Consider the following 25,693-nt stretch of genomic DNA (forward strand, 5'->3'; position numbering starts at 1 on the left):
GCGACGGAGTGAGCTAGACGATCGCTGCTGTGGAGGTCTCCGTGACTAAAGCAGGGGAGGAAAGTCCGGGCTTCATAGGGCAAGGTGCCAGGTAACGCCTGGGCGGTGTAAACCGACGGCAAGTGCAGCAGAGAGAAGACCGCCTTCATTATGTGTCTAAGTAATTAGACTCGAAGGTAAGGGTGAAAGGGTGCGGTAAGAGCGCACCGCATGGCTGGTAACAGTTCATGGCGAGGTAAACCCCACCGGAAGCAAGACCAAATAGGAATCCATTAGGCATGGCCCATGCTGGATTCGGGTAGGTCGCTTGAGCGTATGAGTGATTGTGCGCCTAGAGGAATGATCGTTCTCGACAGAACCCGGCTTATCGGCTCACTTCATCAAATTTTGTACAAACAGTGCATGAAGGGTCTTGACGTTAGTTTAAATACGGAAGATAATGCGCGCACAGTTTACGGCTATGTAGCTCAGTTGGTTAGAGCACCGCACTCATAATGCGGGGGTCACAAGTTCAAGTCTCGTCATAGCCACCATTTTTATAGACCACATTCCTAAATGTGGTCTTTTTTTTCTAGATTTTTAGTGGTTAAGTTATTTTTGAATTACATCTAAATTAAATAAACTTACATAAGAAGAACTTGGATTGAATAATAGTTGATGGAGGTTTGGACGTATCTATAAATCATAATTTTTTGATTCATTTAGATGCGCGAGACCAAAATGATGAGTAGTTATAAATTGGACTTGATTGATTTTGAATGATTGAATAATGTCTGGATATTGTTGAATCTCTTTTAACTAATACTTGTTTATCTTCTGTTGTTTTAATTGTGTTTGAGTTATCTGCATGAATAATCAGGATGTTAGATTGATATAACTGATCATTAAAAAATGCTGATTTTGCTGAATTTGTAAATTTTTAACATTTGGAATTATTATGTTTTCTACGGTATCTTGGCTTTGGTAAAAGTTATAAGTATTTCAGATAAAGACTAAAGTTGCTATTCTTCCAAAAATATAAAAATGATATTTCAAATGGGGCGCTGCATTCCTTGAATTTTTTTTAATACTTGTGTCTGTAATGGTAAATCGTGAAATGATTGTTGCGTATGTTGATTAAAAATAATGAAATATATATTAATTAATACAATGTTAATGAAAAGGGAGTATAAAAAACAGTAAAAAATGGAACTATAAAAAGAAGTTTTTAATAAGGGATGTAAGCATAATGATAATACATGCACGTAGAAATGATGTAGTGAGCTTGATTGATTGTGCTTGTAAAGATGCTACTCTGATTCTACAAAGTAATTTTCCAATTGTTTTACCTTGATTTAATTGACTATTAAATATTGCAAAATAAAAAAGGCAAAATAGTATGCCGAATAAATTGAATATTAGTGTGTTAGAAATATATTCATGTAAATTTTTAGTTATAAATGCACAAATGGTGATTAAAACGATATTTTCAATAATAAAAGAAAATATTCTTTGAAAACAAAGAATAATATATTGTTTTTTTGCATAGTTGAATCATCTTTATCTGATTTTAATGTTTAAAAGTATTACTAAGTGAAATTGTTGTTGGTTAAGTATGTGACTATTGATTTTAATTTAAATCACATTATTTTTAAATATTGTGACTTGTTTTAATTTTAACTTGATAGTTAGTTTAAATTTTCATTTTATCGATTAAAGTGTGAACATTTGAATTGTAAAGTTCTTGACGTCCGGTCTTGAAATCTAGATAATGCGAACACAGTTTATGGCTATGTAGCTCAGTTGGTTAGAGCACCGCACTCATAATGCGGGGGTCACAAGTTCAAGTCTCGTCATAGCCACCATTTTTATAGACCACATTCCTAAATGTGGTCTTTTTTTATCTGTGCTTTTTTATTTACAGATTTTCTTCTTACTTAACTTATTAGAGCACTCCGAATAATATAAGAAACCTTTATCTAAAATGAGTAAAATGACATGGCATTTTTATAGGGATGAATGTTGTGAAAATTTTATTGATTACAGGTTGGGGTGGTGGTACTCAGCTATTATCGGCACTAAAACAAAATTTAGAACAACAAGCAGATCAAGTTGAATTAATCAATATTTTTAATATTCTTGATCCTGAAGTATTGCAAAAACATGTTCAGCAAGCACAAGCCTTTGATGTCATTATGGGTTGGTCTTTGGGTGGGCAATTGGCAACAATTCTGGTGAATCAAATACAACAACAATATCAACAACATAAGATTTTGATTACATTGGGCTCAAATCCATGTTTTGTTCAAAATAGTGATTGGCAATATGCAATGTCTGAATCGACATTCGAACAATTCAAAATGTCCTTTTATGCAGATGCGATTACAACACTTAAAAAATTTGGTTTTATGGTATGCCAAGGTGTACAAACTGCTAAAGAAGATTTTAAAAAATTACAAAGTTTAATACGAGCTCAAAATATTGAACTTTTAAAACAAGGTTTGGATGAACTAGAACAGTTGAATAATGTAAATATCTTAAAACAATATACTGGAAATCAATATCATATTTTTTCGAAGCAAGATTATTTAGTTAGTTACAAAATTGCTGAAAAACTACAGAATTTAGATGCAAAGTTTTTAGAAGTGGATTTAATTCATGGCTCACATGGTTTCCCATTATTTTTTGCTGAAGAAGTAAGTTGTAAAATATTCCAATATTTAAAAAAAATCCAACAAAGAAGTGAATAAGTGGTTTTTATCGCAATTACTTTTTTTTTTAAGCAAGGTTAAGCTCTTTATATATTGTTTAATCTAGCTTGGAGTGCAGGATGATCAATTTATCAGATCAGCAATTTGATCAAGAACATCTTTGGCATCCTTATACATCAATGATTGATCCTTTACCGACATTTAAGGTAAAGCGAGCATTTGGTGTAACAATAGAGTTAGATGATGGTCAGCAACTAATTGATGGAATGTCATCTTGGTGGTGTGTGATTCATGGTTATAACCACCCTGAATTAAATCATGCAATCACATCTCAATTAGAACAAATGTCTCATGTGATGTTTGGTGGTTTAACACATCAACCAGCAATTGATTTGGGGCGACTTCTTTTAGAAATTACACCAAAGAATTTAACTAAAATTTTCTATGCAGATTCAGGTTCAGTTGCTGTGGAAGTTGCGCTGAAAATGGCTGTGCAATATTGGTCTGCATTAGGAAAAACAAAAAAAACTAATTTTATTACAACACATTCAGGTTATCACGGTGATACGTGGAATGCGATGTCTATATGCGATCCTGTTACAGGCATGCACCAAGTTTTTGGAAAAAGTTTACCAAATCGAATTTTTGTTGAAGCACCGAAAACAAAATTTAATGAGGATTGGAATCCTGAAGATATTTTATCTTTGGAAAAAGAATTAGAAGCATCATATGAGAATATTGCTGCACTGATTATTGAGCCTATTGTTCAAGGTGCTGGAGGCATGCGGTTTTATCATCCTGAGTATTTGCGACAAGCAAAAAAACTTTGTGAAAAATATAATGTTTTATGTATTTTTGATGAAATTGCTACAGGATTTGGTCGCACAGGAAAATTATTTGCTTGGGAATATGCACAAGTTGAACCAGATATTATGTGCATAGGTAAGGCGCTAACAGGTGGGTATATGACTTTGTCAGCGACATTGACGACTTCACATATTGCTGAAACTATAAGCCAAGGTGAGGCTAGTGTATTTATGCATGGACCTACTTTTATGGCAAATCCACTTGCATGTGCGGTTGCTTTAAAAAGTACACAAATGCTTTTAGCACAAAATTGGCAAGAAAAAGTTTTATTCATAGAACAACAATTACAGCAATATTTAAGCCCATTACAGAAATTATCATCAGTTTCTGATGTTCGTGTTTTGGGTGCTATTGGTGTTGTTGAATTAACATTTGCTGTTGATTTAAGAAGTTTACAATCACAATTTGTGCAGCATGGAATTTGGCTTAGACCTTTTGGAAAATTAATTTATGTAATGCCACCTTATGTAATTTCAGAAATAGAATTAACTAAATTGTTAACTGAAATGGTTAATGTAATTCAATCATTACAGGAGCCTGAAGCATGAGTTTATTGGAGAGTTTTGAGCGAGAGCTCCATGTTTTAAAAGCAAGTGGAAATTTGCGTCAATTTCAATCTAATCAACAAGAAGATAAGTGGATTCAAATTGATCAGCATAAAATGCTAAATTGTTCTTCAAATGATTATTTGGGTTTAGCAGCAGATCTTGATTTAAGAGCAGGATTTTTTGATCAATTACCGAATAAATTAAAAATAATGGGGAGTTCTTCTTCGCGGTTATTAACTGGAAATTTTCCTGAATATGAAGCCTTAGAATTTCAATTAAGTCAGGCATTTTTAGGGCGATCTGCTTTGGTTTTTAATAGCGGTTATCACATGAATATTGGTATTTTACCTGCATTAAGTGATAGTAAAACCCTGATTCTTGCAGATAAACTCATACATGCAAGTATGATTGATGGTATTCGTTTATCTACTGCAAAATATATAAGATACCGACATAATGATTTAGAGCATTTAACACAGTTATTAGAAAAATATCATGATGATCAGCAGTTTGAAAAAATTATTGTTGTAACTGAATCTATATTTAGTATGGATGGTGATGAAGCTGATTTAAAGCAGTTAGTTCAGATTAAATATCAATTTTCAAAGCTTATGTTGTATGTAGATGAAGCACACGCGGTCGGTGTTCGTGGACAAAAAGGATTGGGCTGCGCTGAACAGTATAATATTATTCAAGACATTGATTTCTTGGTTGGAACATTTGGTAAAGCACTTGCTTCAGTTGGTGGATATTTGATTTGTCATCCAATTATTCGTGAATATTTAATTAATAAAATGCGTCCACTTATTTTTAGTACAGCTCAACCTCCATTGAATATGGCATGGACAACATATATTTTTAAGCATATGCAGAATTTACATATTGTAAGAGATGAATTTTCCTTAAGATGCCATAAATTTAGAAATGAAGTGATGAATAAGCAATTTGATTGTCCATCAAGTTCTCATCTTGTTCCTATTATTATTGGTGATTCTGCAAAAACAATAATGTACGCACAAAAATTACAGCATGAAGGTTTTTATATTATGCCTGTACGACCGCCAACAGTTCCAAAGCATTCTTCACGATTACGAATTTCTTTAAATGCAATGCTAGGTGAGGCGGAATTGAGTAGATTGGTTTCAGTATTATGAATATTTCTATTAATAAGCAAAAGGTTGCTCAAAGGTTTGCTCAGGCTCAGCAAAATTATGATCAACATGCTTGGGTACAGCAAAAAGTTTGTCAGCAGTTATCTAAGCTTATTCATTGCTATTTGCCACACCAATCTTTTGATTCTGTATTGGATATTGGTTGTGGAACAGGGCAGTTAACTCAGTTATTAATGCAAAAATTAGAGATGGATCAAATTTATTTGAATGACTTGTATCCTGAAATTCAATCAAATTTTGAGGAAAATGAAAATACTCATTTTTTGATAGGTGATATTGAAACTGTTGCGCTAAATAACGTATTTGATTTAGTTGTTTCTAGTTCTGCATTACAGTGGGTTCGAGATTTAGAGCAGGTTATTCAAAAAATAAAACATCATTTAAAGATGGATCATTTATTTTGTTTTTCTACTTTTGGTACGCAAAATTTAGAAGAAATGAAGCAATTAACAGGTTGTGGTCTAGATTATTTCAATATTATTGAATTGCGCCAAATATTGGAAAAGCATGGTTTTGAAATTTTATATTTAGCTGAAGATTTAGAAAAAATCTATTTTAGGCATCCGAAACAAGTATTAGAGCATTTAAAAGCAACAGGTGTAACTGCAACGGAAGAAAGATTTAGGTGGACGAAAACGACATTAAATCAGTTCTATGAAGGATATGAGGCATTTGCAATGGAGAGACAGGTGTATATGAGATATCCATTAACTTATCATCCAATTTATTGTATTGCACGGAAGGTACTGTGATGGCTAAAGTGTATTTTATTAGTGGGATTGATACAGGTATTGGCAAAACCTATACAACTGGCTATTTAGCAAGGCAATGGAATGAACAGGGTATTTCCACAATCACACAAAAATTAGTTCAAACTGGAAATATCGAAATATCGGAAGATATTGAAATACATCGTCAAATTATGGGTACAGATTTACTTGAAGTTGATTTAGAAAAGTTAACGATGCCTGAAATTTTTAGTTATCCTGCATCACCTCATTTAGCAACTGAAATTGATGGACGTGAAATTGATTTTTCTAAAATCAATCAAGCGACTGAACAATTAAAAGAAAAATATCAAGTTGTATTGTTGGAAGGCGCAGGCGGTTTAATGGTTCCTTTAACACGTAATTTATTAACTCTTGATTATATAGAGCAACAAAAATTTCCTGTTATTTTAGTGAGTTCAGGAAGGTTGGGAAGTATTAATCATACTTTACTTAGCTTGGAAGCTTTAAAGCATAGATGTATTGAGCTTTATGCATTGGCTTATAATTTAAATGATGAATCACAGGATGAAATCATTTCTAAAGATACCGCAATGTATTTGAAAAATTATTTGAGTTGTCATTTTCCTCAAGCACAGTGGATTGATATTCCATGTCTTTCTGATCATTAAAAAAAACCGCTCATTAGAGCGGTTTTTTTTAAGCTTTAATTTTAGAACTTTTTAAAGCCTTTATTCATGCCGTATGGTTTGCGAGGAGTATGTTCATTGCGACGCTCACGATTACCAAAATTATCATCACGACGTTCGCGATTACCTATATTGTCATCACGACGTTCACGATTACTGAAATTTTCATCTGCTTGAGAGAACTGAGGAGCGCCTTCGGTGTCACGACGTTGTTGACGTAAGTATCCACCACGACGAGCTGCCATAGGTTTTTCTTGCATACGTTCGTTGCGACGTTTTGCCATGCCAAATAAGCCAGTACCTTGACGTGGTTTAAGTTCAACACTTTTTGCTAAATTATCAATATCTTGCTTATCTAATTCCATCCAACGACCTGTGCGTAATTCACGTGGTAAAATAACAGTACCATAGCGTGTACGTAGTAAGCGACTTACTTTTAAGCCTTGAGATTCAAATATACGACGAACTTCACGATTACGCCCTTCTTTTACAACGACTTGGTACCAACGGTTAATACCATCTCCACCAATTTCAGAGAAAGATTCAAATTTTGCTGGACCATCATCTAAAACAACACCCTTAAGCATATTGTTTTTAAGCTGAGGTGTAACCTCACCCATAACACGTACAGCATATTCACGTTCAATTTCATTTGACGGATGCATTAAGCGGTTAGCAAGTTCACCATCATTTGTGAAAAGTAATAATCCTGTAGAGTTAATATCTAGGCGTCCTACCATTACCCAGCGGTCATTTGCGATAGGAGGGAGGTTGTCAAAAACAGTTGGGCGGCTTTCAGGGTCGTTACGAGAACAGATTTCGCCTTCGGGTTTGTAATAAATTAAAACACGGCGACGAATTTCATCTTCAATTTGGAACTGTACTTTGCGACCATCGATGCGAAGCTCATCACCTGGCTCGATACGTTCACCCACTTGGGCTACTTGACCGTTGACGCTTACACGACCAGCAGCAATGACTTCTTCCATATAACGGCGAGAACCCAAACCAACGCGTGCAAGCACCTTTTGCAATTTTTCACTCATGACAGTATAACCTTAGAAATTATCATAACAGTCCACCTATTTATGACTTTGGTGCATTTGCATCGAGAGTCATAAAAGCTTCCTTGGCATTCTGTAGGGGAGGCAATTGACCTAATGAAGTTAGGCCAAAAGCATTCAAAAACTGAGGCGTTGTAACTAACAACGCAGGTCTTCCTGGGAGTTCACGGAAACCAGATTCTTTAATCCAATTCCATTCAAACAATGTACGTAGTATTTGACTATTGTTTGTTACTCCACGAATTTGTTCAATATCAGACCGCGTCACGGGTTGGTGGTAAGCAATCACCGATAGGGTCTCAAGAAGAGATGGCGATAAACGAGTTGGTCGTTCAGGCCATGTTTCAGCAATAATATTACGATATTTTGCACGTACTTGAAACCGAAAACCTTGTGCAGTTTCAATTAGTTCTATTGATCGACCATGTTGTAACATGGAAAGTTGTTGTACAAATTGCCGTAATTGTTGTTTGCTGTATGTGTCTTTAAAAGCTTCTTTTAAACGAGCTAATGAAACAGGAGCATCACTTACGTAGATAATCGCTTCAATTTGCATGAGTATTTCATGTAAATTTTCTTGAGTATTTTCTAAAGTTTGAACATCTTCAAACATCATACTTTCGCTCCTTGAATTGCAAGCGGTGCTTCAATACCTGTTGAAATGATTTCAATTTTTTGTTGGCGAGTGAGTTCAAGTACAGCCATGAAGGTGACCACCATTCCCATGCGACCTTGGCTAGGTTTGAGTAGTTCTTCAAATTTTAAGACTTCGCCTGATTCAATTTTGCTTTCAATATATGCAATACGTTCTTCTAGAAGAACAGGTTCTTGTAGAATTTGATGTGTAATTGGTTCAGGTCTATTAAAAATACAGAATAAAGCATCACGTAGCAAATTAACGTCATGTCCAGTATTTTCAATATGAATTTGCCCAAGAGATACATGAGTTGTAAATGTATCACGTTCAAGCACAGGCATTTTTCCTAAGCGCTCGGCAGCTTGTTTAATGCGTAAATAAGTTTCTAAACGATCTATCAGTTCTTGTTTTGGATCTTTTTCAGTGGTAGAAATTGATGTAGGTTTTGGAAGTAATAATCGAGATTTTAAATCTGCTAATAATGCAGCCATTACCATATAATCAGCAGTAAGTTCAAAATTTAAGGTTTTCATAGCATCCATATATGAAAGATATTGAGATGCAATGGGAGCAATATCTAATTGCAATAAATCGAAACCATTTTTTTGAATAAGGTAAATTAAAAAGTCAAGTGGACCTTCGAAATGCTCTAAGAGAATTTCAAATGCAGCGGGAGGAATGTATAAATCCTCTGGGAGTGTATCCTGCCATTCATCCAATACACGAATGGTTTGAGGATTGTCCATTGCATCATGGATAATTTGATTCATTGCAATTATAAGCCACGCGAATTTTCAAAGGCATGAATGCTATTTGGTTGACTTGAGAAGAAAAACCCGATCAATAGCAAAAGAATTAAAAGCTAGTCTAGTCTAATGGAAATTTGAAGTTAAATAAATCAAATTGGTAAGAAGATTGAATAAAAAATTTAAAATAAATACATGATATTTATTTACGTGATAGTTTAAGTGAGAAGATAATTAACTTTTAGTCTTTTTATACGAAATATGCGGAACATATTATTGACTATTCAAATTGATATTTAATAGTTGTTACATAGAAACTGATATAAGTTATTCTAATTATTGCTCATGGATTAGAAAAATGGAAAAAGTATATAAGAAAATTGAATATAATCAGTTTAATCAGCCAGTTGGCTCCTTTGTGGATGAACGTGTAGAGTTTAGTTTTGACACAAAAACATTATATGGAAGTTCGGTTACCTTATATGTATTGAATGAACAAGAAAAACGACCTGCATTATGGAAGTCAAAAATTTGGAAAACAGTTTCTACTGAACAAGATTTAAGCTGTTGGACGTATTTGCCTTATTTAGGTTTCACATCAGAAAAAGAATTAGTTGAAAATATAGAACGAAATTTTAATTTTCAAGGCACGACACATTATCTAATAGAGATGAGTGGAGATATTGTTGGATGGATTGCTTTGATGAATCAACGTACAGATCATCGAGTTGTAGAAATAGGAAATGTATATTTTTCCCATTTAATGAAGCGTTCTAAAGCTGCTACAGAGGTTATTTATTTGTTATTGAAAACTTGTTTTGAGCAAGGTTTTCGACGTGTGGAATGGAAATGCGATGATTTGAATGTGCCTTCAAAGAAAGCAGCTTTGCGCTTTGGGTTCTGTTTTGAGGGAATATTTCGTCAAGATCGTATAAGTAAAGGAAGAAATAGAAATACCGCTTGGTTTTCAATTTTAGATGAAGAATGGATAGCGTTGAAAAAAGCCTATGAAGCTTGGTTATCTGCTGATAATTTTGATGAAAAGAATGCACAAAAAGTACGTTTAGAAGAATTTAAACGACAGTATACTTAAATGTTTTTTGAAAATATAAAAATATAGATGTAGTCCATTATTCAAATGGACTAACATCACCAACACCACGACGAATAATTTCAGGATTATTTCCTGATAAATCAACAATACTTGTGGTAGAAAGAGTACCTAATCCACCATCAACTAAAACATCAATACGATTACCTATTTGTAGTTCAATTTCATATGGATCATCTAAAGGTTCAGTTTGATTTGGTAAAATGAGTGTACTTGTTAATAAAGGTTCCCCTAATTCTTTTAATAGCATTCTACAGATTGGATTGCTTGGAATACGCAAACCGATCGTTTTCTTTTTAGGATGCATTAAACGACGAGGAACTTCACTTGTTGCAGGTAAAATAAATGTTGTAACAGCAGGAGTATTGTTTTTAAGTAAACGGTACATTGCATTATCTACTTTTGCATATGTTGCAATGTCAGATAAATCTGCGCAGATAATTGCATATTGATGCTTTGGTCCTAAACCTCGAATTTGTGAAATACGTTCCATTGCACTTTTATTACCAATTTGGCAACCAATAGCGTAAGCAGCATCTGTTGGATAAACGATAACATCGCCTGCACGAATTCGTTCAACAGCCTGACTAATTAAACGTGATTGTGGATTTTCAGGATGTATTCGTAAATGCAGCATTTTTTTATCCTTTTCTGTATTGCATTGCTTATTATGTGTTCGTCTGACTATAAGATGCAATCTTTTAACATATTTAAAACTGTAATTTAGCCGAGCATTTCTCGATTAAATTCATCGGAATGTAACATTTTGCCATCTCTAGTACAGAAGCAAATACAAGAAATAAAGTGCTGTGCATCTCGAGGAAGGTGATCTTCGCCACTAAAATATCGTTGTACTTGGGCGTATACATTATCTTTAAATGTACAGCCATCACCACCATCACCAGTCAGATTATCTAAAGAAACACGAAATTTTCGTCCAAATGCTTGAGCAAATAACCATTCAATAGCCTGAGGTTTGATTTCAACTTGCTCAAATAGAGCTTGCTGTTCAGCTGTACGACCATCTGGTGCATACCAATAGCCTAAGTCTGGTAATAAACGTCTTTTATCGCCTGCAATCGTCCAATGGCTAATTTCATGTAATGCACTATTGAAAAAACCATGTGCAAATTGAATACGTGCAGGAAGATTATTTTCAGCAGGAAAATATTCTGGTTCAAACTCCCCACGAATTAAAGTTACATTTAAATGAGCAAACCAATGATTAAAGTGTAAAATTAACCAATCTACTTGATCTGGTTCTCTTTGTAAATTTGTCCAAGTCGATAGTTGCACTTCTAATGGTGAGCTGTCAGAATTAGAACAAGGAAGTGTGCTAGCAAGTGATGAAATATTCACTTCTGTTTGCGGCTGCAACAGATGCATATTTTAATTTACCCAATTGGTCTGTCTTAATAAGTACAAAATTGTATCTTAATCTTTGACAGAGTACTTATGAATTTGTAGAATTGCCGCCTTAATTATGTCAGCAAATACCTTTCCGGCACAGATTGAGCCGTTTAAATGGGCTGAGCAAGGCTTTACATGGTCAGGAACACTACCATTGTCAAGCTTTCCTCGTATTGCCCGTGAAGCTGTTGGGTCAATTGATAATCAATTGGTCAATATAGACTGTAAACTATCAATGGATGCATATCATCGCGTTGTTTGGTTAGATGGTCACGTTGAAACACAAGTTCCAATGGAATGTCAACGTTGTTTAAATGTTGTTGAAATTGAACTAGTTTCAGATTTTCATCTAGCTCTTGTGGATGATGAGTCACTGATAGAGCGCTTGGATGAGGATGCTGATTTCATCGTCTTAGGTGAGAGTGAAGCGACCACGAAAGGTGATTATGATGCACCTGCAATGGCCAATTTACTTGCACTAATAGAAGATGAAGTGTTACTGCTGTTGCCTTTGTCTCCTAAGCATGAGTCTTGTGAGCATAAGCATCAACCAGTCATTGAAGAGATTGCTGAAGAAAAACGGGATAATCCGTTTGATGTTTTGGCATCTTTAAAGGGTAAACTTAACTAATTTTTGTGTTATACTCATAGGTATAAGACAATCAAATTTGTTCTGATCCATTTTTTCGATATTTGTAAGGAGCCATCATGGCCGTTCAGCAAAACCGTAAAAGTCGCTCTCGCCGTGACATGCGCCGTTCACATGACGCTTTAACCGAGAATGCATTAACAGTAGATCAAACTACTGGTGAAACTCACCGTCGCCACCATGTATCTAAAGATGGTATCTATCGTGGTCGTCAATTATTCGCTAAAGCAGCTGATGCTGAATAATTTGCGGTGATGCATTAGGCTTAAAGCTTAGTGGAAAAAATGGGAGCGAAAGCTCCCTTTTTTTGTTGTATTTGGCAATTACTAAAAACAAAATTAAATGATAAATTGCGCTCCAAGAAATAAGCTTGTACGAAAGCTAGTTGATATTCGGTCTTTATAAAACGAAATCGACATATCTTAATTAAAGGATTTATTTATGTCTGCTAAACAACTAGAGCAAGCAACTCAGGCAACAAAAACAGCTTTTGTATTCCCAGGTCAAGGCTCACAAAAAGCTGGTATGTTGGCTGAACTTGCGGAACATTTTGTTGGTATTCGTGAAACTTTTACAGAAGCTTCAGAGGCTGTAGGTTTTGATTTGTGGAATATTGCGCAAATTGGCGAAGAGCTGAATCAGACTGAATTTACTCAGCCAGTGCTATTAACTGCAAGTATCGCATTATGGCGTGTTTGGTTGGAGCTTGGTGGTGTTGTACCGAAATATTTAGCAGGACATTCTTTAGGTGAATACAGTGCCTTGGTTGCAGCTGGGGCAATGAGTTTAGCTGATGCTGTTAAGCTGGTTAATTTACGCGGTAAATTAATGCAAACTGCTGTACCTCAAGGTCAAGGCGCAATGGCAGCCATCTTAGGTCTAGATGATGCCAAAGTTGTTGAACTTTGTGCAGATGTAACTGCGAACAGTGATGGTTCTGTAGATGCTGCTAACTATAATGCCAATGGACAAGTTGTTATTGCAGGTGATAAAGCGCTTGTAGAATTGGTGATGACAGCTGCAAAAGAAAATGGTGGTAAGGCAATAGGTCTTCCTGTATCAGTACCATCTCATTGTGCATTAATGAAGCCTGCAGCAGAACAGTTTGCTGAAGCTTTGGAACAAACTGCCATTGAGCTACCACGTATTCCTGTAATACAAAATGTAAACGCTGGAATTGCGTCTGATGTGGTTGGATTACGCACGGCATTGACCGAACAGTTGTATCAATCTGTTCAGTGGACAAAAACAATGGATTTCCTTCAAAACGAAGGAATCGAATACATTGTTGAATGTGGTCCAGGCAATGTTCTTGCAAATTTAGCAAAACGTCTACCAAAAATTGAAAAAGCGTTACCACTCGATTCAAAAAATCGTTTGGATGATGCACTAAATGCCATTCTAGTGGCTGAAGGAAAGATTGCATGACACAAGAACGCAAAGTTGCATTAGTAACAGGTGCGAGTAGAGGAATTGGCGCAGCCATTGCTCAACAACTCATACAAGATGGTTTTTTTGTTGTAGGGACAGCAACTTCAGAAGCAGGTGCTGAAAAACTTTCTACTTCATTTGCTCAAAATGGTGTGGGTAAAGTTTTAGATGTACGTGACGGTACTGCTATTGATGCGTTAATTACAGATATTGAACAAAACTACGGTTTTGTATTGGTATTGGTAAATAATGCCGGTATTACAAAAGATAATTTATTATTACGCATGTCTGAAGATGATTGGGACGATATTTTAAATATTCATTTAAAAGCGGTATATCGTTTATCTAAGCGTGTGTTAAAAGGTATGACGAAAGCTCGCTTTGGTCGCATCATTAATATTAGTTCAGTGGTTGCACATTTTGCCAACCCTGGACAAGCGAACTATTCTGCTGCAAAAGCAGGGATTGAGGCATTTAGCCGCAGTCTTGCAAAAGAAATGGGTAGTCGCCAGATTACGGTGAACTCTGTAGCACCTGGTTTTATTGCAACAGAAATGACGGAACAGCTTAGCGAAGAAATTCGTAAAAAAATGAGCGATCAAGTGGCATTAAATCGTTTAGGCGATCCACAAGATATTGCAAATGCTGTAAGTTTCTTAGCATCAGATAAAGCAAGTTACATTACGGGTACAGTGTTACATGTAAATGGTGGTTTATACATGAGCTAATAAGCTTAAGTATAAACTTTCAAAAAGTTAAAGATTCAATTAAACTAACGGCATTAAAAACGCCACAAGCAATGAGGAGAATTCCTGTGAGCGATATCGAACAACGCGTTAAACAAGCGGTTGCAGAACAACTTGGTCTTAAAGCAGAAGAGATTAAAAACGAAGCATCTTTCATGGATGACTTAGGTGCAGACTCTCTTGATCTAGTAGAATTAGTAATGTCTTTCGAAAACGATTTCGACATCACTATTCCTGATGAAGATTCTAACGAAATCACAACTGTTCAATCTGCTATTGACTACGTTTCTAAGAAACTTGGTTAATTGTTGATTTTCAGCTTTGCTGAATAAAAAAGACCACCTTTATGGTGGTTTTTTTATGCTATTGGCTTCTAAATGGAGATTTTATAGTGAACACTTCATATCAATCTGCAATGTATATCGATTTTTTTCAAGTGATTGCACTTATACCCTGTGGAAAAGTAGCGACTTATGGACAGATTGCAAAAATGGCTGGTTGGCCAAAACATGCAAGACATGTGGGCTTTGCATTAAAAAATCTAGATGGGCAATCCAATTTGCCTTGGTATAGAGTCATTAACTCTCAAGGAAAAATTCGCTTAATGAAAGAAAATGAACAAGGAGAAAATATTCAAATAATAAAATTACAAGAAGAAGGTATTGTTGTTTTGAATGGAAAAATAAATTTGAAACAATATTTGTGGGATGTAAATAAATGAAATCTCCTATTATTAAAATAAGAGATTTCTGGGCTTGGACAAGAACAATAAGGTTAATTTTTACGAACAATAAGAACAGGTGTTGTGCCTTCAGTTAATACGCTTTGAGCAACACTGCCTAAAAGAAGTTTTTTGAGCCCTGTACGACCATGAGAACCCATAATAATAAGGTCGGCTTTAATGTCTTCAGCAGCTTGTGAAATTTCTCTATGTACCAATTGACCTTCTAACAGACGCGTTTCAATTTCAATGCCATTTTCAGCAAATTTAGCTTTGGCATCTTCGAGTGATTTTTGAATATAGCCTTTAGCACGTTCAATTAATTCATTTGTTTGAGAAGCAGTAATATATTCTGCAGCAATATAAGGATCTAATGTAAGTACTTGAACAACAGTAATTTTACTTCCACATGTTTTTGCAAAATCTGCTGCTTTTTGTACCGCAGCATATGAAGTTTCTGAGCCATCAATAGGCACTAGAATATTTTGAAATGACATGTTGTTGCTCCTTATCTTATTAAAATCAATTTTAAAAATATTATATTTAAATTTTATCTTCACTTTCATTCTAACTGAAAAAGTAAAGGAAGCAAGTAGATGAAGAAGATATTTCACTAAAAAGATTGTGAGATAAAACAGACATTTATTTTGTGATAAATATGGCGTATTTCATAGGTTTTAAGCTGAAATCTATGTGCGTCATGACATAGATTTCATTTATAAATAATTGATTTTATTTAATCAGTGAAATGAATTGGCATCCACTGATAGCTTTTACCATCTTGTGAATAAATGTGACCTATACCAGGAAAAGGTAAATGTGGCGCAGCAATGGTTTGTCCATTTTGAGCATAATCTGCAAATTGTTTTAGGCGTGTTTGTACCGCTTGTTCAGGATCAATATCATATTCAATTGCCGTTTCAGGGCGATCAAATTGAATAGTATGAGAGTGAACAATATCACCAATAAAAATAACATCTTTTTGAGGTGTTTTAAGCTTGTAGCTAAAGTGTCCAGGTGTATGACCAGCGGTACTGATTACTTCAAAGCCGTTGATTTGATCACCTAATTTAAATGTTTTAAATTGCTGTTTTGCTTGATAAGGCGCAAGTGCAGTTTTAATTTTATCGGTAGTTGCTAAATAACCAGATTGTTTTTCTTTTGGAATAGATTTAAGCGATTTGGGGTTTAACCAATAGTTGGCTTCATCTTCAGCAACGTAAATTGTAGCGTTTGGAAAGTTGGCTACGCCATTTTTACTGACACCACATGAATGGTCGGGGTGTAAGTGGGTAAGTAAAATGGTATCTACTTGTTCAGGTTGATAACCTGCTGCTTTTAAGTTCGTACTTACAGAGCCTAAATGAGCACCAAAACAGTCGGCTGTACCGCTGTCGACTAATGTTAGCGTATTGCTATTCTTCACTAAGAATGCATTTACAGAAGTTTGAATGCCTTTAGCTTGATCTGCATAATATTTTTTTAAGATGTTTTGAATTTCTTCATTTGATAAATTTTTAAATAGTGATGGAGAAATAAAATTTGTACCATCAAGTAAAGCAGTAATTTGTACACCATCCATTTGATAATGATAGTAACCAGCGACTTGTTTTTGTTGTGGTTGGATACTTTGGTAGTTAGTTGCTTGAGCCGTAGTTATGGTCATAGTGCTAAGGCTAAGCGCAAGGAAGAGGGGTTTTAGGTTTTTCATGATTGGCGCCATTGAATATAAAATGATTAGTTTTTAGCATAAAAAACTTAAATCATGTTACTTTCTTAAAAGTTAAAAACTTTTATTATTAGAGTTTTAATCTATAAGAATTTGTATTTTTTATTTTAAAAAGAGAAAAATAATGTTGTTGAAAAAAGTATTAATGATTGGTTGTTTATTATTTATGTCAACAACTTACGCTAAAGATATGATATTGGTTAAAGCTGGTGATGTTCAGATTATTCAACAAAATTGTAATGAAAACACCTATGAATGTGATTATGTTAAAAAATACAAAGGTAAATCAGAGCTATTGATTGAAAAATGGAGTAAGACAGTAATTCCATATCAATTTAGCCCTAATTTAATTGGTTTGCGTTTGGGAGCAACTGGATCTAATCATATATTAGAAATTTATGATTCAAATGACAAAAAATCTATTTTTTATAATGTAATTATGGTTGATGAACAAAATAAATGTTTTTTAAATCAAGAGAATGATGGTAAAAAACATCAGAAAATTGCTTTTTATAGACTTCCTAGCCTTCAAGTGTTTTTTGAAATAAGTTCGAAAAATAAAGATTTTAGAAATTTTAAAGATATTTCTTCAAAATATATTGATGAAGAGGATAACTCATTTAATTTTGATTACTCAAGAATGATGGATAATGAGGTATATTTCCAACAAGTAAAAATTTTAGATGTATGTGGTCGCATGCCAAAAATAATTCAAGAAGATATAGATGATAGCAGTGAGTAATAAATTTTATATTTAATTTTTAAATAATATTAGAGTATAGAATTAATTTACTGAGAGCGTATTAATTTTCGCCATTCTAATAATGTACAAATAATTGTAGTAGGTAATATTAGGAAAAGTTGTATGTACAATATTTTGATATATCCTAAATTGGTAAACCATAGAAATAAAAATAAAAGAATAGGCAACCACATAAAACCTAAGAGGTAGCCATAAATAAATACTTTTAGAAAATTAGCTTTATAGATTTTCTTTTTGAAGAAAATATGAAAAATTCTATCTGTAATAAATGCTGGTAATATCCCGATTAAGAAACTAAAAGGTGTTAATAATAAAAGATATGCTAACATTGGAAAAATAATAGATGGTGTTACAAGACCTTTAATAAATCTTAACGGTTCATAAAAGAAAATATGACTGTGAAAGACAATGGTAATACAAAGTAAACCGATAAATGGCCCTAAGAGAATAAATAAAGAAGATCTGATGGGTTTTATTTTATTATTCATTTTTATTAATTTATAAAGTTTTGAAAAATTAGTATATATACAAGCCAGTTTATAAAATCTGAATATATATCTAAACGATGACTTATTTTATAGCAAAATTTTATATGAAGTTAAAAATTATGCCAAATAATATTTAAAAATATATTCAGTATATAAATAATTTTTTATTTTTCATGCTTTAGTATTTCATCAAAGTCTACTAATTCAAACTCTTGAAGGTCACAATTAGCAAGTTCACAACGAGTTTGTTGATATTCCTCAGCGCCCATAGAAGCTTTTGCTTTATTTTCCCAGAACTCAGCTTTTTGAATATCTTGTTTTTCATTTGGTAGTCTAAAACTATATTCATCGACTAAAACTCGTTGTGCAAGAGGTGACCCTTGGTGACCAGCTTTTTCAAGCATTGCTATGTATTTTTCAGTATTTGAACTTGATTCATAAAATTGTGCTAATAGATATGAGGCATATGCATTATTCTCATTTGAAAGCTTTTCGATAGGTGTTAAATCTATCTGATCTAATAAATCATATTCTCGAAAAAAGAAAGAATATTCTAAAAGTGCCATTGATGCAGAAGTATCACCTTTTTTAGAAAATTCTATTAATTTTGCTATGAAATTTTCTTTTTTTTGATCAATATAATGAGTAATTTTATATTCATCGTTTTCATCTAAAAGAGTTTTCAGTTGAATATCTATATTGGAATTAGTTTCATCATCTAGTGAAAAGGTATTAAGCAAGTTTTGAAATTGAGATTTTTGATTTTGCACCTGAGGGCTAAATGTATAAGTGACTTCATTGATACTTGCATGAGAAAGCATAGGAGTTAAGAAATAAGTGAATAGAATTATTAAATATTTATACATTTTTTATCCTGATAATTAATTTTTATAAGAAAAAGGCTTCTTTCGAAGCCTTTTTTTTGTCAGTTAAGACACTTTATCACCCGGTTTAGCGCCAGATTCAGGTGAAATTACCCAAACACCATCGCCATTACCCGCAGCTAAAACCATACCGTTTGAAATACCAAAACGCATCTTACGTGGTGCAAGATTCGCAACCATTACCACCAATTTGCCTTTTAAGTCTTCAGGTTGGTAAAACTCACGAATACCACTAAATACATTACGTGGTTCAGCTTCACCTACATTTAAAGTCAATTGAAGAAGTTTGTCAGAACCTTCAACTGTAGCAGCTTCTAAAACTTCTGCCACACGTAGGTCAACTTTCATAAAGTCTTCAATACCAATGATTTCAGCTTCACCTACTTTTGGTTCAGCTTTTTTCTCTTTGGCTTTTTCTTTTTTCTTTTCAGCTTTTGGTGCTTCAGCAGGAGCAGCTAAAGAATCTTTAGAAGCATCCACCATTGCAGCTACAGCTTTAGGGTCAACACGTTGCATAAGTGGTTGGAACAATGCAATTTCATGACCAACTAAAACTTCAGTACGTGAAGCAAAGTCGAAAGAAGCAAGTTTTAAGAAGTCTTGAACTTGAGCAGCCAAAGTTGGAAGAACAGGTGCTAGGTAAATTGCCAATTGACGGAATAAGTTAATACCCACAGAACACACGTCATGAACTTGTTGTTCTTCACCTTCAATTTTTGCAAGTGCCCAAGGCTTTTTCTCATCAATATACTGATTCGCTTTGTCTGCAAGCGCCATAATCTCACGAATTGCTGTAGAGAATTCACGTGCTTCGTATGCTTTAGCAATAGAATCACCCGCATCAATAAAGCTTTGAACCAATTCAGGCTCTGCACATGTTGCAGACAATTTATTGTCAAATTTCGTGTTAATGAATTTTGCACAACGACTTGCAATATTTACGACTTTACCCACCAAGTCAGAATTCACTTTTTGAACGAAATCATCAAGGTTTAAGTCAGAATCTTCAACTTTGTCAGAAAGTTTAGATGCAAAGTAGTAACGTAAATATTCAGGATTTAAGTGGTCTAAATAAGTTTCAGCTTTAATGAATGTACCACGTGATTTAGACATTTTTTGACCATTGACAGTCAAGAAACCATTTACGAATAAACCACTTGGAGTACGGTAGTTTGCACCTTCAAGCATTGCAGGCCAAAATAATGCATGGAAATACACGATGTCTTTACCAATGAAGTGATAAACCTCATTTTTAGAATCTTTTTTCCAATAATCATCAAAGTTTAAATCTGGACGTTTAGTTTTAATGTAGTTTTCAAAACTAGACATATAACCAATAGGCGCATCTACCCAAACATAGAAATATTTGTTTGGTGCATCTGGAATTTCAAAACCAAAATATGGTGCATCACGTGAAATATCCCAATCTGCTAAGCCAGCATCAAACCATTCATCAAGTTTGTTGGCAATTGAAACAGGCAGGCGACCTTCGTCACGTGTCCATTTTTGTAAGTATTCTGCAAAATTTGGCAGTTTAAAGAAGTAGTGATCTGAAGACTTTTCTACAGGTGCAGCACCACTTAAAGTAGATTTTGGATTTAAAAGTTCAGTTGCATTATAAGTTGTACCGCAAACTTCACATGAATCGCCATACTGATCTTCAGCTTTACATTTTGGGCATGTGCCTTTAATGAAACGATCAGACAAGAACATGCCTTTTTCAGGGTCAAATAATTGTGTTACTGGACGAACAGCAATATTGCCTGCTTCACGGTTTTTAATATAAATTTCTTGTGAACGTGCTTTATTCGCATCGCTATTGGTTGAATCATAATGATCGAAATGAACACCAAAGCCATCAAAATCACGCATATGCTCTTTCTGAACATTGGCAATTTGTGCTTCTGGTGAAATGCCATTTGCTTCAGCACGAAGCATAATCGCTGTACCATGAGCATCATCTGCACATACATAAGTCACTTGATGACCCATTGCACGCATGGCACGAACCCAAATATCAGCTTGGATATAACCAAGTAAATGACCCATATGGATCGGGCCATTGGCGTAAGGAAGGGCATTGGTGACTAAAATATTACGCACGGATATAACTCTCTCATTCGTATTTTATGTAAGGCTAACGATTTTACATGAGATAGCACAGACTTGCACAATGGAAAGTGCGAAATCTTTTTAAATATGATTTTATTCTGAAAAAAGTCAAAGAAATTTAAATAAAATTGAAGTGAGGTATTGCAAAAATATCTCATCTTTTTTGTTAAAAGATGAGATATTGATTGGAAAAAAATTACTTTAATAGAATCCAAGCATCTTCCCAGTTTGAACCTGTTCCAGGAACATAATGGTGAGAAGAAATAGTACACCATCCACTAAATGGATGAGGTTTACACTGATAAACTTGTTTATCTGATGCTAATACCTTAGTTCCTGCTTTATATTGGCTAATATTATTTGGATAAACATAATCATATGAACCCGGTTGTGCTGGAATTTTATCTATAGCAACTTCTACTTGTAAAATATTACTGTCTTTATGTCCATAAATAATGTTTATACCTGGAGCTGGAATAATTTGGTTTGATGAGTTTTTTACACCTGCTTTTAAGGATGTATGTTCATTATTAATTTTTTGAGCTAATAATTTTGGCCATTCATTACGCTGACCTTGTTCTTTTGTTTTAATTACGAGTACAGTTTCTAAATTTTTGTTTTCTCCATTTTTGTCAAATACACGCGTTCTAGCTCGCTCATTAGGTTTTAAGTCCTCAACAGGATTAATTGTTCCAACTTGATTCCATGTTGCTGTTATAACTGGTGGTTTTTCAGGATCGACAGGTTGTGTTGGTGTGCCTGATCCAATTTGAGCATCAATGACTTGATAGAATGAGTTAGATGTATCGCCAATATCCCAAATAGCAAGAATCACATGATAACCACTTCTATTTTTAGGGATAGAACATTGATGTGAAACTTGTTTTGGTGGTGTTTGAAATTTTCCATCTACAGTACAAAAAGGTGAGAGTTCAAAAGAAGTTCTAGCTAGTGGTAAAGAAGGATTCCATCCTTGTTTAGTGATGAAGTATCGATAGCCTTTTGTAACATGTGGAGCTGTATGATACCAAGTAAAGTTATTTACTCCTGTTGGCATGATGTTTTTCATCCAACGTGTTGGAGACTGCTGATTTAATTGAGAAAAGCGAGAGATACCTGCGCTTGGAATTGTTCCATCTACTGGACCAAATTGAGGAAAGCCATTTGGCCCTTCAATACTTTGAGGTTCATATTGAACATCACCACATTTACTATTTTTATATACTTGACAAGCATATGCTCGCGATTCTGGCTTTTGGACATATCCATGTGCAGATGCAAATGTGGGAAAATAGGCAGCAATAATACCTAGTATTAAAAAATAATTTCTATTCATTTAAATATTACCTTTATTTTTACATATTTTTTGAATTAAAAGGAGTGCATAAATTAATGAGGAAGGTAGTTGAAATCAATCAATGAATGTATTTTGTGTGTAATTATCTGTCATTTTTTTTATTAATAATTGGTTAATTAGTATTCTTTTATTTTGAAATAAATGGTAGATATATAAAATTAATAATTTATTTATTTTTTATTATATAAGAAAATTAACTTAACTGAACAAAAGTAATATTGAAATTTATTTAATTTTTTATTTTAATTTATTTTAAATGTATAATTATCACATATTTAATTTTACTAATATTTCATTATAATAAGAATATGGAAACTATTTTACAGGTGAATTATGTAATTTAAGTATTTTTTTTAGAATAAGTTTATAATTTTTTTAATTTCTGATTTGTTGATGAGTTGTTTATAAACAAGGAATAGAGATTTTTTGGTGGTTTATATTTTTGTTGAATTAAAATATTTATTTATATCTATGTGTTTATAAAAATATATCAAAGTTTTGGTATTAGTAAATATTTTTTAAATAAATAGCTTATGTGTTTTTGTAATGATCTAAAAAAAATTGAAATTTGTAGATAGTAAATTCTTTAATCAGGGCTAGAGTTTGTAAATTTGGTGATTTAATTTTACTAATGACTCTAGTCCTTCTATTTTAAAGTGAGTTTTTATCCTTAATTTATCCGATTCCAAGCATCTCGCCAGTTTGATCCTGTCCCTGGAACATAATGATGAGAAGAAATACCACACCATCCACTATATGGATAAGGTTTGCATTGGTATAACTGTCCATCACTTCCTAAAACTTTTGTACCTGCTTTATAGCGTTGAATATTTTGAGGATAAACATATTGATAAGCAGATGATGATACAGAAGAATTTTCTCTTGTAGCAGAATTAGCCCGTTCAATGGTCACTTCTGTACGAACAATCGTACTGTGGGGGGTAATATAAACATTATTTTTCCCTAGAGCTGGCTGGATATTACCATGATGATTTTTCGTTCTAGCACGAAGTGCATTGTGCTCTTGATTGATTTTCTGAGCCAAAGCATGTGTCCAATATTGTTTTTGCCTTTGATGTGCAGATTGAATCGTTAATTGGGTCTGTAAATTAAGATTCTCGCCATTTTTCTCAAATACGCGCAATTTGACACGATCATTTGGTTGTAAGTCATCTACTGGATTAATTTCTCCAATATTTTTCCAATGAGATTCATGTTGTGTTGAAACAGGTGGTTTTGGAGGTGTTGGTAAAGCAGGGAAGCCTTCACCAAGATGAACATCAATCACGTTATAGAATGAATTGGTTGTATCGCCAATATCCCAAACTGCTAAAATAACATGATAGCCTTTATGGTCTGATGGAATTGAACAACGATGGGTGACACGGCTTTGCGGTCGTTGATATAAGCCATCAACAGTACAAAATGGACGTAATTCAAAAGATTGACGAGTTAAAGGAGCATTTGGGTTCCAATTGGGTTTAGTAATAAAATAGCGCCAACCTTTAGTGACGTGAGGGGCTGTAAATTGCCATGTGAAATTATTTTCACCTGTCGGCATACGTCTTTTAACCCAACGTGTTTGTGATTGGCTATTGAGTTCTGAAAACTGAGCAAGTCCTGCACTGGCAATTTTTCCATTGGCAGGTCCTGACTGTGGAAAGTTATTTGTTCCTTCTAAACTTTGTGGCTCCCAAATAATGCTACCACATTGGTAGTTGGTTTGGAGTTTACATGCATAAGCTCTAGATTCAGGTTGCAACATATAACCATGTGCAAATAGCTGAGTAGAGGAAAACATTGATGTAAGCATGCCAAGAGTCATGATATAGGGTTTTAAAGTGCTATTATTTTTCATTTTATGTAGCCTTATTTAAGATATTTTCTGAGTTGAATATACATATTCAAAACAACAGCTGAAAAATAACCGAGAGCTTAGTAAGGGTCTGTAATGAACTGTGGTGATGTTGATACGATTGTTACAGCCATTTGTATAGAAAAAGAATGACAAAAACTTTAAAGATTTGTTTCAAATATAAATAATGAAAATGAGTTATCTTTTGCTTGAATACAATAGATAATAGTCTTTTGATTCGACGAAAGTGAAAGACTATGATTGATGATGGTTTTGATGATCAACCAATTACCCGTATTCCACAGAATGAACAGGGTATGCTATTTGGTAAACGTATTTTGCTTGAAGCGAATGATTATTTAGAAGCGATTTCGGAAAAAGAGCATCATTTTCTAATTTCAACTTTACGTGATTTAGCAGCAGAAGAAGATTATTTTAAAGTTTTGGCAGATGAGTTAGATCAACCTGTTGGTCATAAGATTGCAAATGATGCTTTAAATCTTATTCATTTTTGGCAATTAATTCATCAATATGAAAATATTTCAGAGTTTAATTTACTTGAAATTATTCATTCTGAAAAATTTCAAAAAGACTTATTAACGGCATTGGATGCATTGATGATTGGCGAGCATCAGGAACAACGCCGTAAAGTGATATTAGAAGCTTTAAAATTATATAAATTAAAATGTTATGCAGGTTGTATTGCTATTTTATATGCACAAATTGAAGGTTTATTAACAGACGTCTTGGTTGAGCATGGTTATTTAAAACAAAATCAAACCAAATATTTAGATGTTTATAAAATTGTTCCTGGTCTAAAAGGAAATGAAATTAAGAGCTTATGGCATAAGTCAAAAATTGCATGTGAGCTAAATCCATATTTTGCAGAGCTTGCTGCATATAAGATGGATAGTAGCTCAACAGTGACTATGACACGTCATAATATTTTACATGGCACTGATTTAAATCATTTTAATCAAGGTCGTACCTTTGTTTTATTCTTATGGCTATTTTCTGTGGTGAGTTTTATGAGCACCTTAAAGAAATAAGTTTATTTATTATCAAGAATCAGTTGTCGAATTTTAATGGCTTTTTCAAAGTGATCGAGTTGGTGGGTTTTAATCCACCACTTTGCCATTTGCATCAGTAAATCTGGATCAGTATTTTTATTGGAAAAAAAGGCATAAAAGGAAAGTCCTACATTTTCGCCTTTCTTTTCAATTTTTTCATTGCAAATTCTAATTATTTTTTCTCTAAAGATGGGATTCATTCTTAAACTAGTCAAATTAAAAAAAG

The 25,693-nt window shown here is 33.8% G+C and carries 27 protein-coding genes, 2 tRNA genes and 1 other RNA gene; 17 read left to right on the forward strand and 13 right to left on the reverse strand.

The features are described 5' to 3' along the window. Positions 1-5: 5 nt before the first annotated feature. Positions 6-383: RNase P RNA component class A (rnpB, locus tag AOY20_RS14380), an RNA gene on the forward strand. Between the two features lie 73 nt (positions 384-456). Then, positions 457-533, forward strand: a tRNA-Met gene (locus AOY20_RS07585). A 658-nt stretch (positions 534-1,191) separates the two neighbouring features. Here the strand turns inward: AOY20_RS07585 and AOY20_RS15140 are convergent. Further along, positions 1,192-1,509 carry an RDD family protein gene (locus AOY20_RS15140; RefSeq protein ID WP_081403421.1) on the reverse strand — a complete coding sequence of 106 codons (318 nt, stop codon included), beginning with the start codon at positions 1,507-1,509 and terminating at the stop codon, positions 1,192-1,194. Positions 1,510-1,767: 258 nt separating this feature from the next. On the opposite strand from AOY20_RS15140, the gene AOY20_RS07590 reads away from it, so the two are divergent. From AOY20_RS07590 to bioD, 6 genes are all read left to right on the forward strand, one after another. Beyond that, positions 1,768-1,844: transfer RNA gene (locus AOY20_RS07590), tRNA-Met, on the forward strand. 159 nt (positions 1,845-2,003) lie between these two features. Beyond that, positions 2,004-2,729 (forward strand): alpha/beta hydrolase family protein, encoded by a 726-nt coding sequence (locus tag AOY20_RS07595; protein ID WP_417855195.1) that lies wholly within the window; start codon positions 2,004-2,006, stop codon positions 2,727-2,729. 80 nt (positions 2,730-2,809) lie between these two features. Then, the gene (bioA, locus tag AOY20_RS07600) at positions 2,810-4,105 is read left to right on the forward strand and encodes an adenosylmethionine--8-amino-7-oxononanoate transaminase (RefSeq protein ID WP_054581300.1); all 1,296 of its coding nucleotides are present in this window, start codon (positions 2,810-2,812) and stop codon (positions 4,103-4,105) included. Then, positions 4,102-5,259, forward strand: a complete 1,158-nt coding sequence (locus AOY20_RS07605; protein ID WP_054581301.1) for an 8-amino-7-oxononanoate synthase — start codon at positions 4,102-4,104, stop codon at positions 5,257-5,259. The genes bioA and AOY20_RS07605 overlap by 4 nt, the downstream gene beginning before the upstream one ends. Further along, the gene (gene bioC / locus AOY20_RS07610; protein WP_054581302.1) at positions 5,256-6,029 is read left to right on the forward strand and encodes a malonyl-ACP O-methyltransferase BioC; all 774 of its coding nucleotides are present in this window, start codon (positions 5,256-5,258) and stop codon (positions 6,027-6,029) included. Before AOY20_RS07605 ends, bioC begins: the two co-directional genes overlap by 4 nt. Next, complete coding sequence (gene bioD, locus AOY20_RS07615) at positions 6,026-6,676, forward strand: dethiobiotin synthase (protein WP_144424760.1); 651 nt, start codon at positions 6,026-6,028, stop codon at positions 6,674-6,676. Before bioC ends, bioD begins: the two co-directional genes overlap by 4 nt. A gap of 41 nt (positions 6,677-6,717) precedes the next feature. Here bioD and rluB read toward each other — a convergent pair whose 3' ends face one another. From rluB to AOY20_RS07630, 3 genes are read right to left on the reverse strand one after another with little or no spacing between them, the layout of a single operon-like run. Next, positions 6,718-7,740: a 23S rRNA pseudouridine(2605) synthase RluB gene (rluB, locus tag AOY20_RS07620; RefSeq protein ID WP_081403370.1), complete on the reverse strand. Its 1,023-nt coding sequence runs from the start codon at positions 7,738-7,740 to the stop codon at positions 6,718-6,720. Between the two features lie 40 nt (positions 7,741-7,780). Next, complete coding sequence (gene scpB, locus AOY20_RS07625) at positions 7,781-8,371, reverse strand: SMC-Scp complex subunit ScpB (protein ID WP_054582561.1); 591 nt, start codon at positions 8,369-8,371, stop codon at positions 7,781-7,783. After that, the gene (locus AOY20_RS07630) at positions 8,371-9,165 is read right to left on the reverse strand and encodes a segregation and condensation protein A (protein WP_054581304.1); all 795 of its coding nucleotides are present in this window, start codon (positions 9,163-9,165) and stop codon (positions 8,371-8,373) included. The genes scpB and AOY20_RS07630 overlap by 1 nt, the downstream gene beginning before the upstream one ends. A gap of 334 nt (positions 9,166-9,499) precedes the next feature. Here AOY20_RS07630 and AOY20_RS07635 point away from each other — a divergent pair, with 334 nt between their 5' ends. Beyond that, positions 9,500-10,234 (forward strand): GNAT family N-acetyltransferase, encoded by a 735-nt coding sequence (locus AOY20_RS07635; protein ID WP_054581305.1) that lies wholly within the window; start codon positions 9,500-9,502, stop codon positions 10,232-10,234. 37 nt (positions 10,235-10,271) lie between these two features. On the opposite strand, the gene AOY20_RS07640 is transcribed toward AOY20_RS07635, so the two are convergent. Both AOY20_RS07640 and AOY20_RS07645 read right to left on the reverse strand, forming a co-directional pair. Beyond that, the gene (locus AOY20_RS07640) at positions 10,272-10,889 is read right to left on the reverse strand and encodes an L-threonylcarbamoyladenylate synthase (RefSeq protein ID WP_054581306.1); all 618 of its coding nucleotides are present in this window, start codon (positions 10,887-10,889) and stop codon (positions 10,272-10,274) included. Between the two features lie 86 nt (positions 10,890-10,975). Further along, positions 10,976-11,638: an elongation factor P hydroxylase gene (locus AOY20_RS07645; RefSeq protein WP_054581307.1), complete on the reverse strand. Its 663-nt coding sequence runs from the start codon at positions 11,636-11,638 to the stop codon at positions 10,976-10,978. A 97-nt stretch (positions 11,639-11,735) separates the two neighbouring features. Here AOY20_RS07645 and AOY20_RS07650 point away from each other — a divergent pair, with 97 nt between their 5' ends. From AOY20_RS07650 to AOY20_RS07675, 6 genes are all read left to right on the forward strand, one after another. After that, positions 11,736-12,293 (forward strand): YceD family protein, encoded by a 558-nt coding sequence (locus tag AOY20_RS07650; RefSeq protein WP_054581308.1) that lies wholly within the window; start codon positions 11,736-11,738, stop codon positions 12,291-12,293. A gap of 77 nt (positions 12,294-12,370) precedes the next feature. Next, the gene (gene rpmF / locus AOY20_RS07655; protein ID WP_054581309.1) at positions 12,371-12,556 is read left to right on the forward strand and encodes a 50S ribosomal protein L32; all 186 of its coding nucleotides are present in this window, start codon (positions 12,371-12,373) and stop codon (positions 12,554-12,556) included. Between the two features lie 196 nt (positions 12,557-12,752). Continuing rightward, positions 12,753-13,739 carry an ACP S-malonyltransferase gene (fabD, locus tag AOY20_RS07660; protein WP_054581310.1) on the forward strand — a complete coding sequence of 329 codons (987 nt, stop codon included), beginning with the start codon at positions 12,753-12,755 and terminating at the stop codon, positions 13,737-13,739. Beyond that, positions 13,736-14,470: a 3-oxoacyl-ACP reductase FabG gene (gene fabG / locus AOY20_RS07665; RefSeq protein WP_054581311.1), complete on the forward strand. Its 735-nt coding sequence runs from the start codon at positions 13,736-13,738 to the stop codon at positions 14,468-14,470. Before fabD ends, fabG begins: the two co-directional genes overlap by 4 nt. An 86-nt stretch (positions 14,471-14,556) precedes the next feature. Continuing rightward, entirely contained in the window at positions 14,557-14,793 is a 237-nt protein-coding gene (gene acpP, locus AOY20_RS07670) for an acyl carrier protein (RefSeq protein WP_054581312.1), read from the forward strand. Between the two features lie 41 nt (positions 14,794-14,834). Continuing rightward, complete coding sequence (locus AOY20_RS07675) at positions 14,835-15,209, forward strand: MGMT family protein (protein WP_054581313.1); 375 nt, start codon at positions 14,835-14,837, stop codon at positions 15,207-15,209. A gap of 53 nt (positions 15,210-15,262) precedes the next feature. Here the strand turns inward: AOY20_RS07675 and AOY20_RS07680 are convergent, their stop codons facing one another. Both AOY20_RS07680 and AOY20_RS07685 read right to left on the reverse strand, forming a co-directional pair. Beyond that, positions 15,263-15,706, reverse strand: a complete 444-nt coding sequence (locus AOY20_RS07680; RefSeq protein WP_054581314.1) for a universal stress protein — start codon at positions 15,704-15,706, stop codon at positions 15,263-15,265. 239 nt (positions 15,707-15,945) lie between these two features. Beyond that, positions 15,946-16,920 carry an MBL fold metallo-hydrolase gene (locus AOY20_RS07685; RefSeq protein ID WP_054581315.1) on the reverse strand — a complete coding sequence of 325 codons (975 nt, stop codon included), beginning with the start codon at positions 16,918-16,920 and terminating at the stop codon, positions 15,946-15,948. A gap of 142 nt (positions 16,921-17,062) precedes the next feature. Between AOY20_RS07685 and AOY20_RS07690 the strand changes: the two genes are divergently transcribed. Then, positions 17,063-17,680: a hypothetical protein gene (locus AOY20_RS07690; RefSeq protein ID WP_054581316.1), complete on the forward strand. Its 618-nt coding sequence runs from the start codon at positions 17,063-17,065 to the stop codon at positions 17,678-17,680. A 673-nt stretch (positions 17,681-18,353) separates the two neighbouring features. Here the strand turns inward: AOY20_RS07690 and AOY20_RS07695 are convergent. The 4 genes from AOY20_RS07695 to AOY20_RS07710 form a co-directional block, all read right to left on the reverse strand. Next, a complete protein-coding gene (locus tag AOY20_RS07695) occupies positions 18,354-19,055 on the reverse strand; it encodes an SEL1-like repeat protein (RefSeq protein ID WP_054581317.1) in 702 nt (233 codons plus the stop codon). Between the two features lie 63 nt (positions 19,056-19,118). Continuing rightward, complete coding sequence (gene metG / locus AOY20_RS07700) at positions 19,119-21,176, reverse strand: methionine--tRNA ligase (protein ID WP_054581318.1); 2,058 nt, start codon at positions 21,174-21,176, stop codon at positions 19,119-19,121. Between the two features lie 205 nt (positions 21,177-21,381). Continuing rightward, positions 21,382-22,521: a lytic polysaccharide monooxygenase gene (locus AOY20_RS07705; RefSeq protein WP_054581319.1), complete on the reverse strand. Its 1,140-nt coding sequence runs from the start codon at positions 22,519-22,521 to the stop codon at positions 21,382-21,384. A gap of 691 nt (positions 22,522-23,212) precedes the next feature. Next, entirely contained in the window at positions 23,213-24,400 is a 1,188-nt protein-coding gene (locus AOY20_RS07710) for a lytic polysaccharide monooxygenase (protein WP_054581320.1), read from the reverse strand. Between the two features lie 254 nt (positions 24,401-24,654). Here AOY20_RS07710 and AOY20_RS07715 point away from each other — a divergent pair, with 254 nt between their 5' ends. Next, positions 24,655-25,446, forward strand: a complete 792-nt coding sequence (locus AOY20_RS07715) for a hypothetical protein (RefSeq protein ID WP_054581321.1) — start codon at positions 24,655-24,657, stop codon at positions 25,444-25,446. A gap of 2 nt (positions 25,447-25,448) precedes the next feature. Here AOY20_RS07715 and AOY20_RS07720 read toward each other — a convergent pair whose 3' ends face one another. Continuing rightward, positions 25,449-25,667 (reverse strand): DUF6500 family protein, encoded by a 219-nt coding sequence (locus AOY20_RS07720; protein ID WP_054581322.1) that lies wholly within the window; start codon positions 25,665-25,667, stop codon positions 25,449-25,451. Positions 25,668-25,693 lie beyond the last annotated feature (26 nt).

Source organism: Acinetobacter equi (genome assembly GCF_001307195.1).
Taxonomy (GTDB): domain Bacteria; phylum Pseudomonadota; class Gammaproteobacteria; order Pseudomonadales; family Moraxellaceae; genus Acinetobacter; species Acinetobacter equi.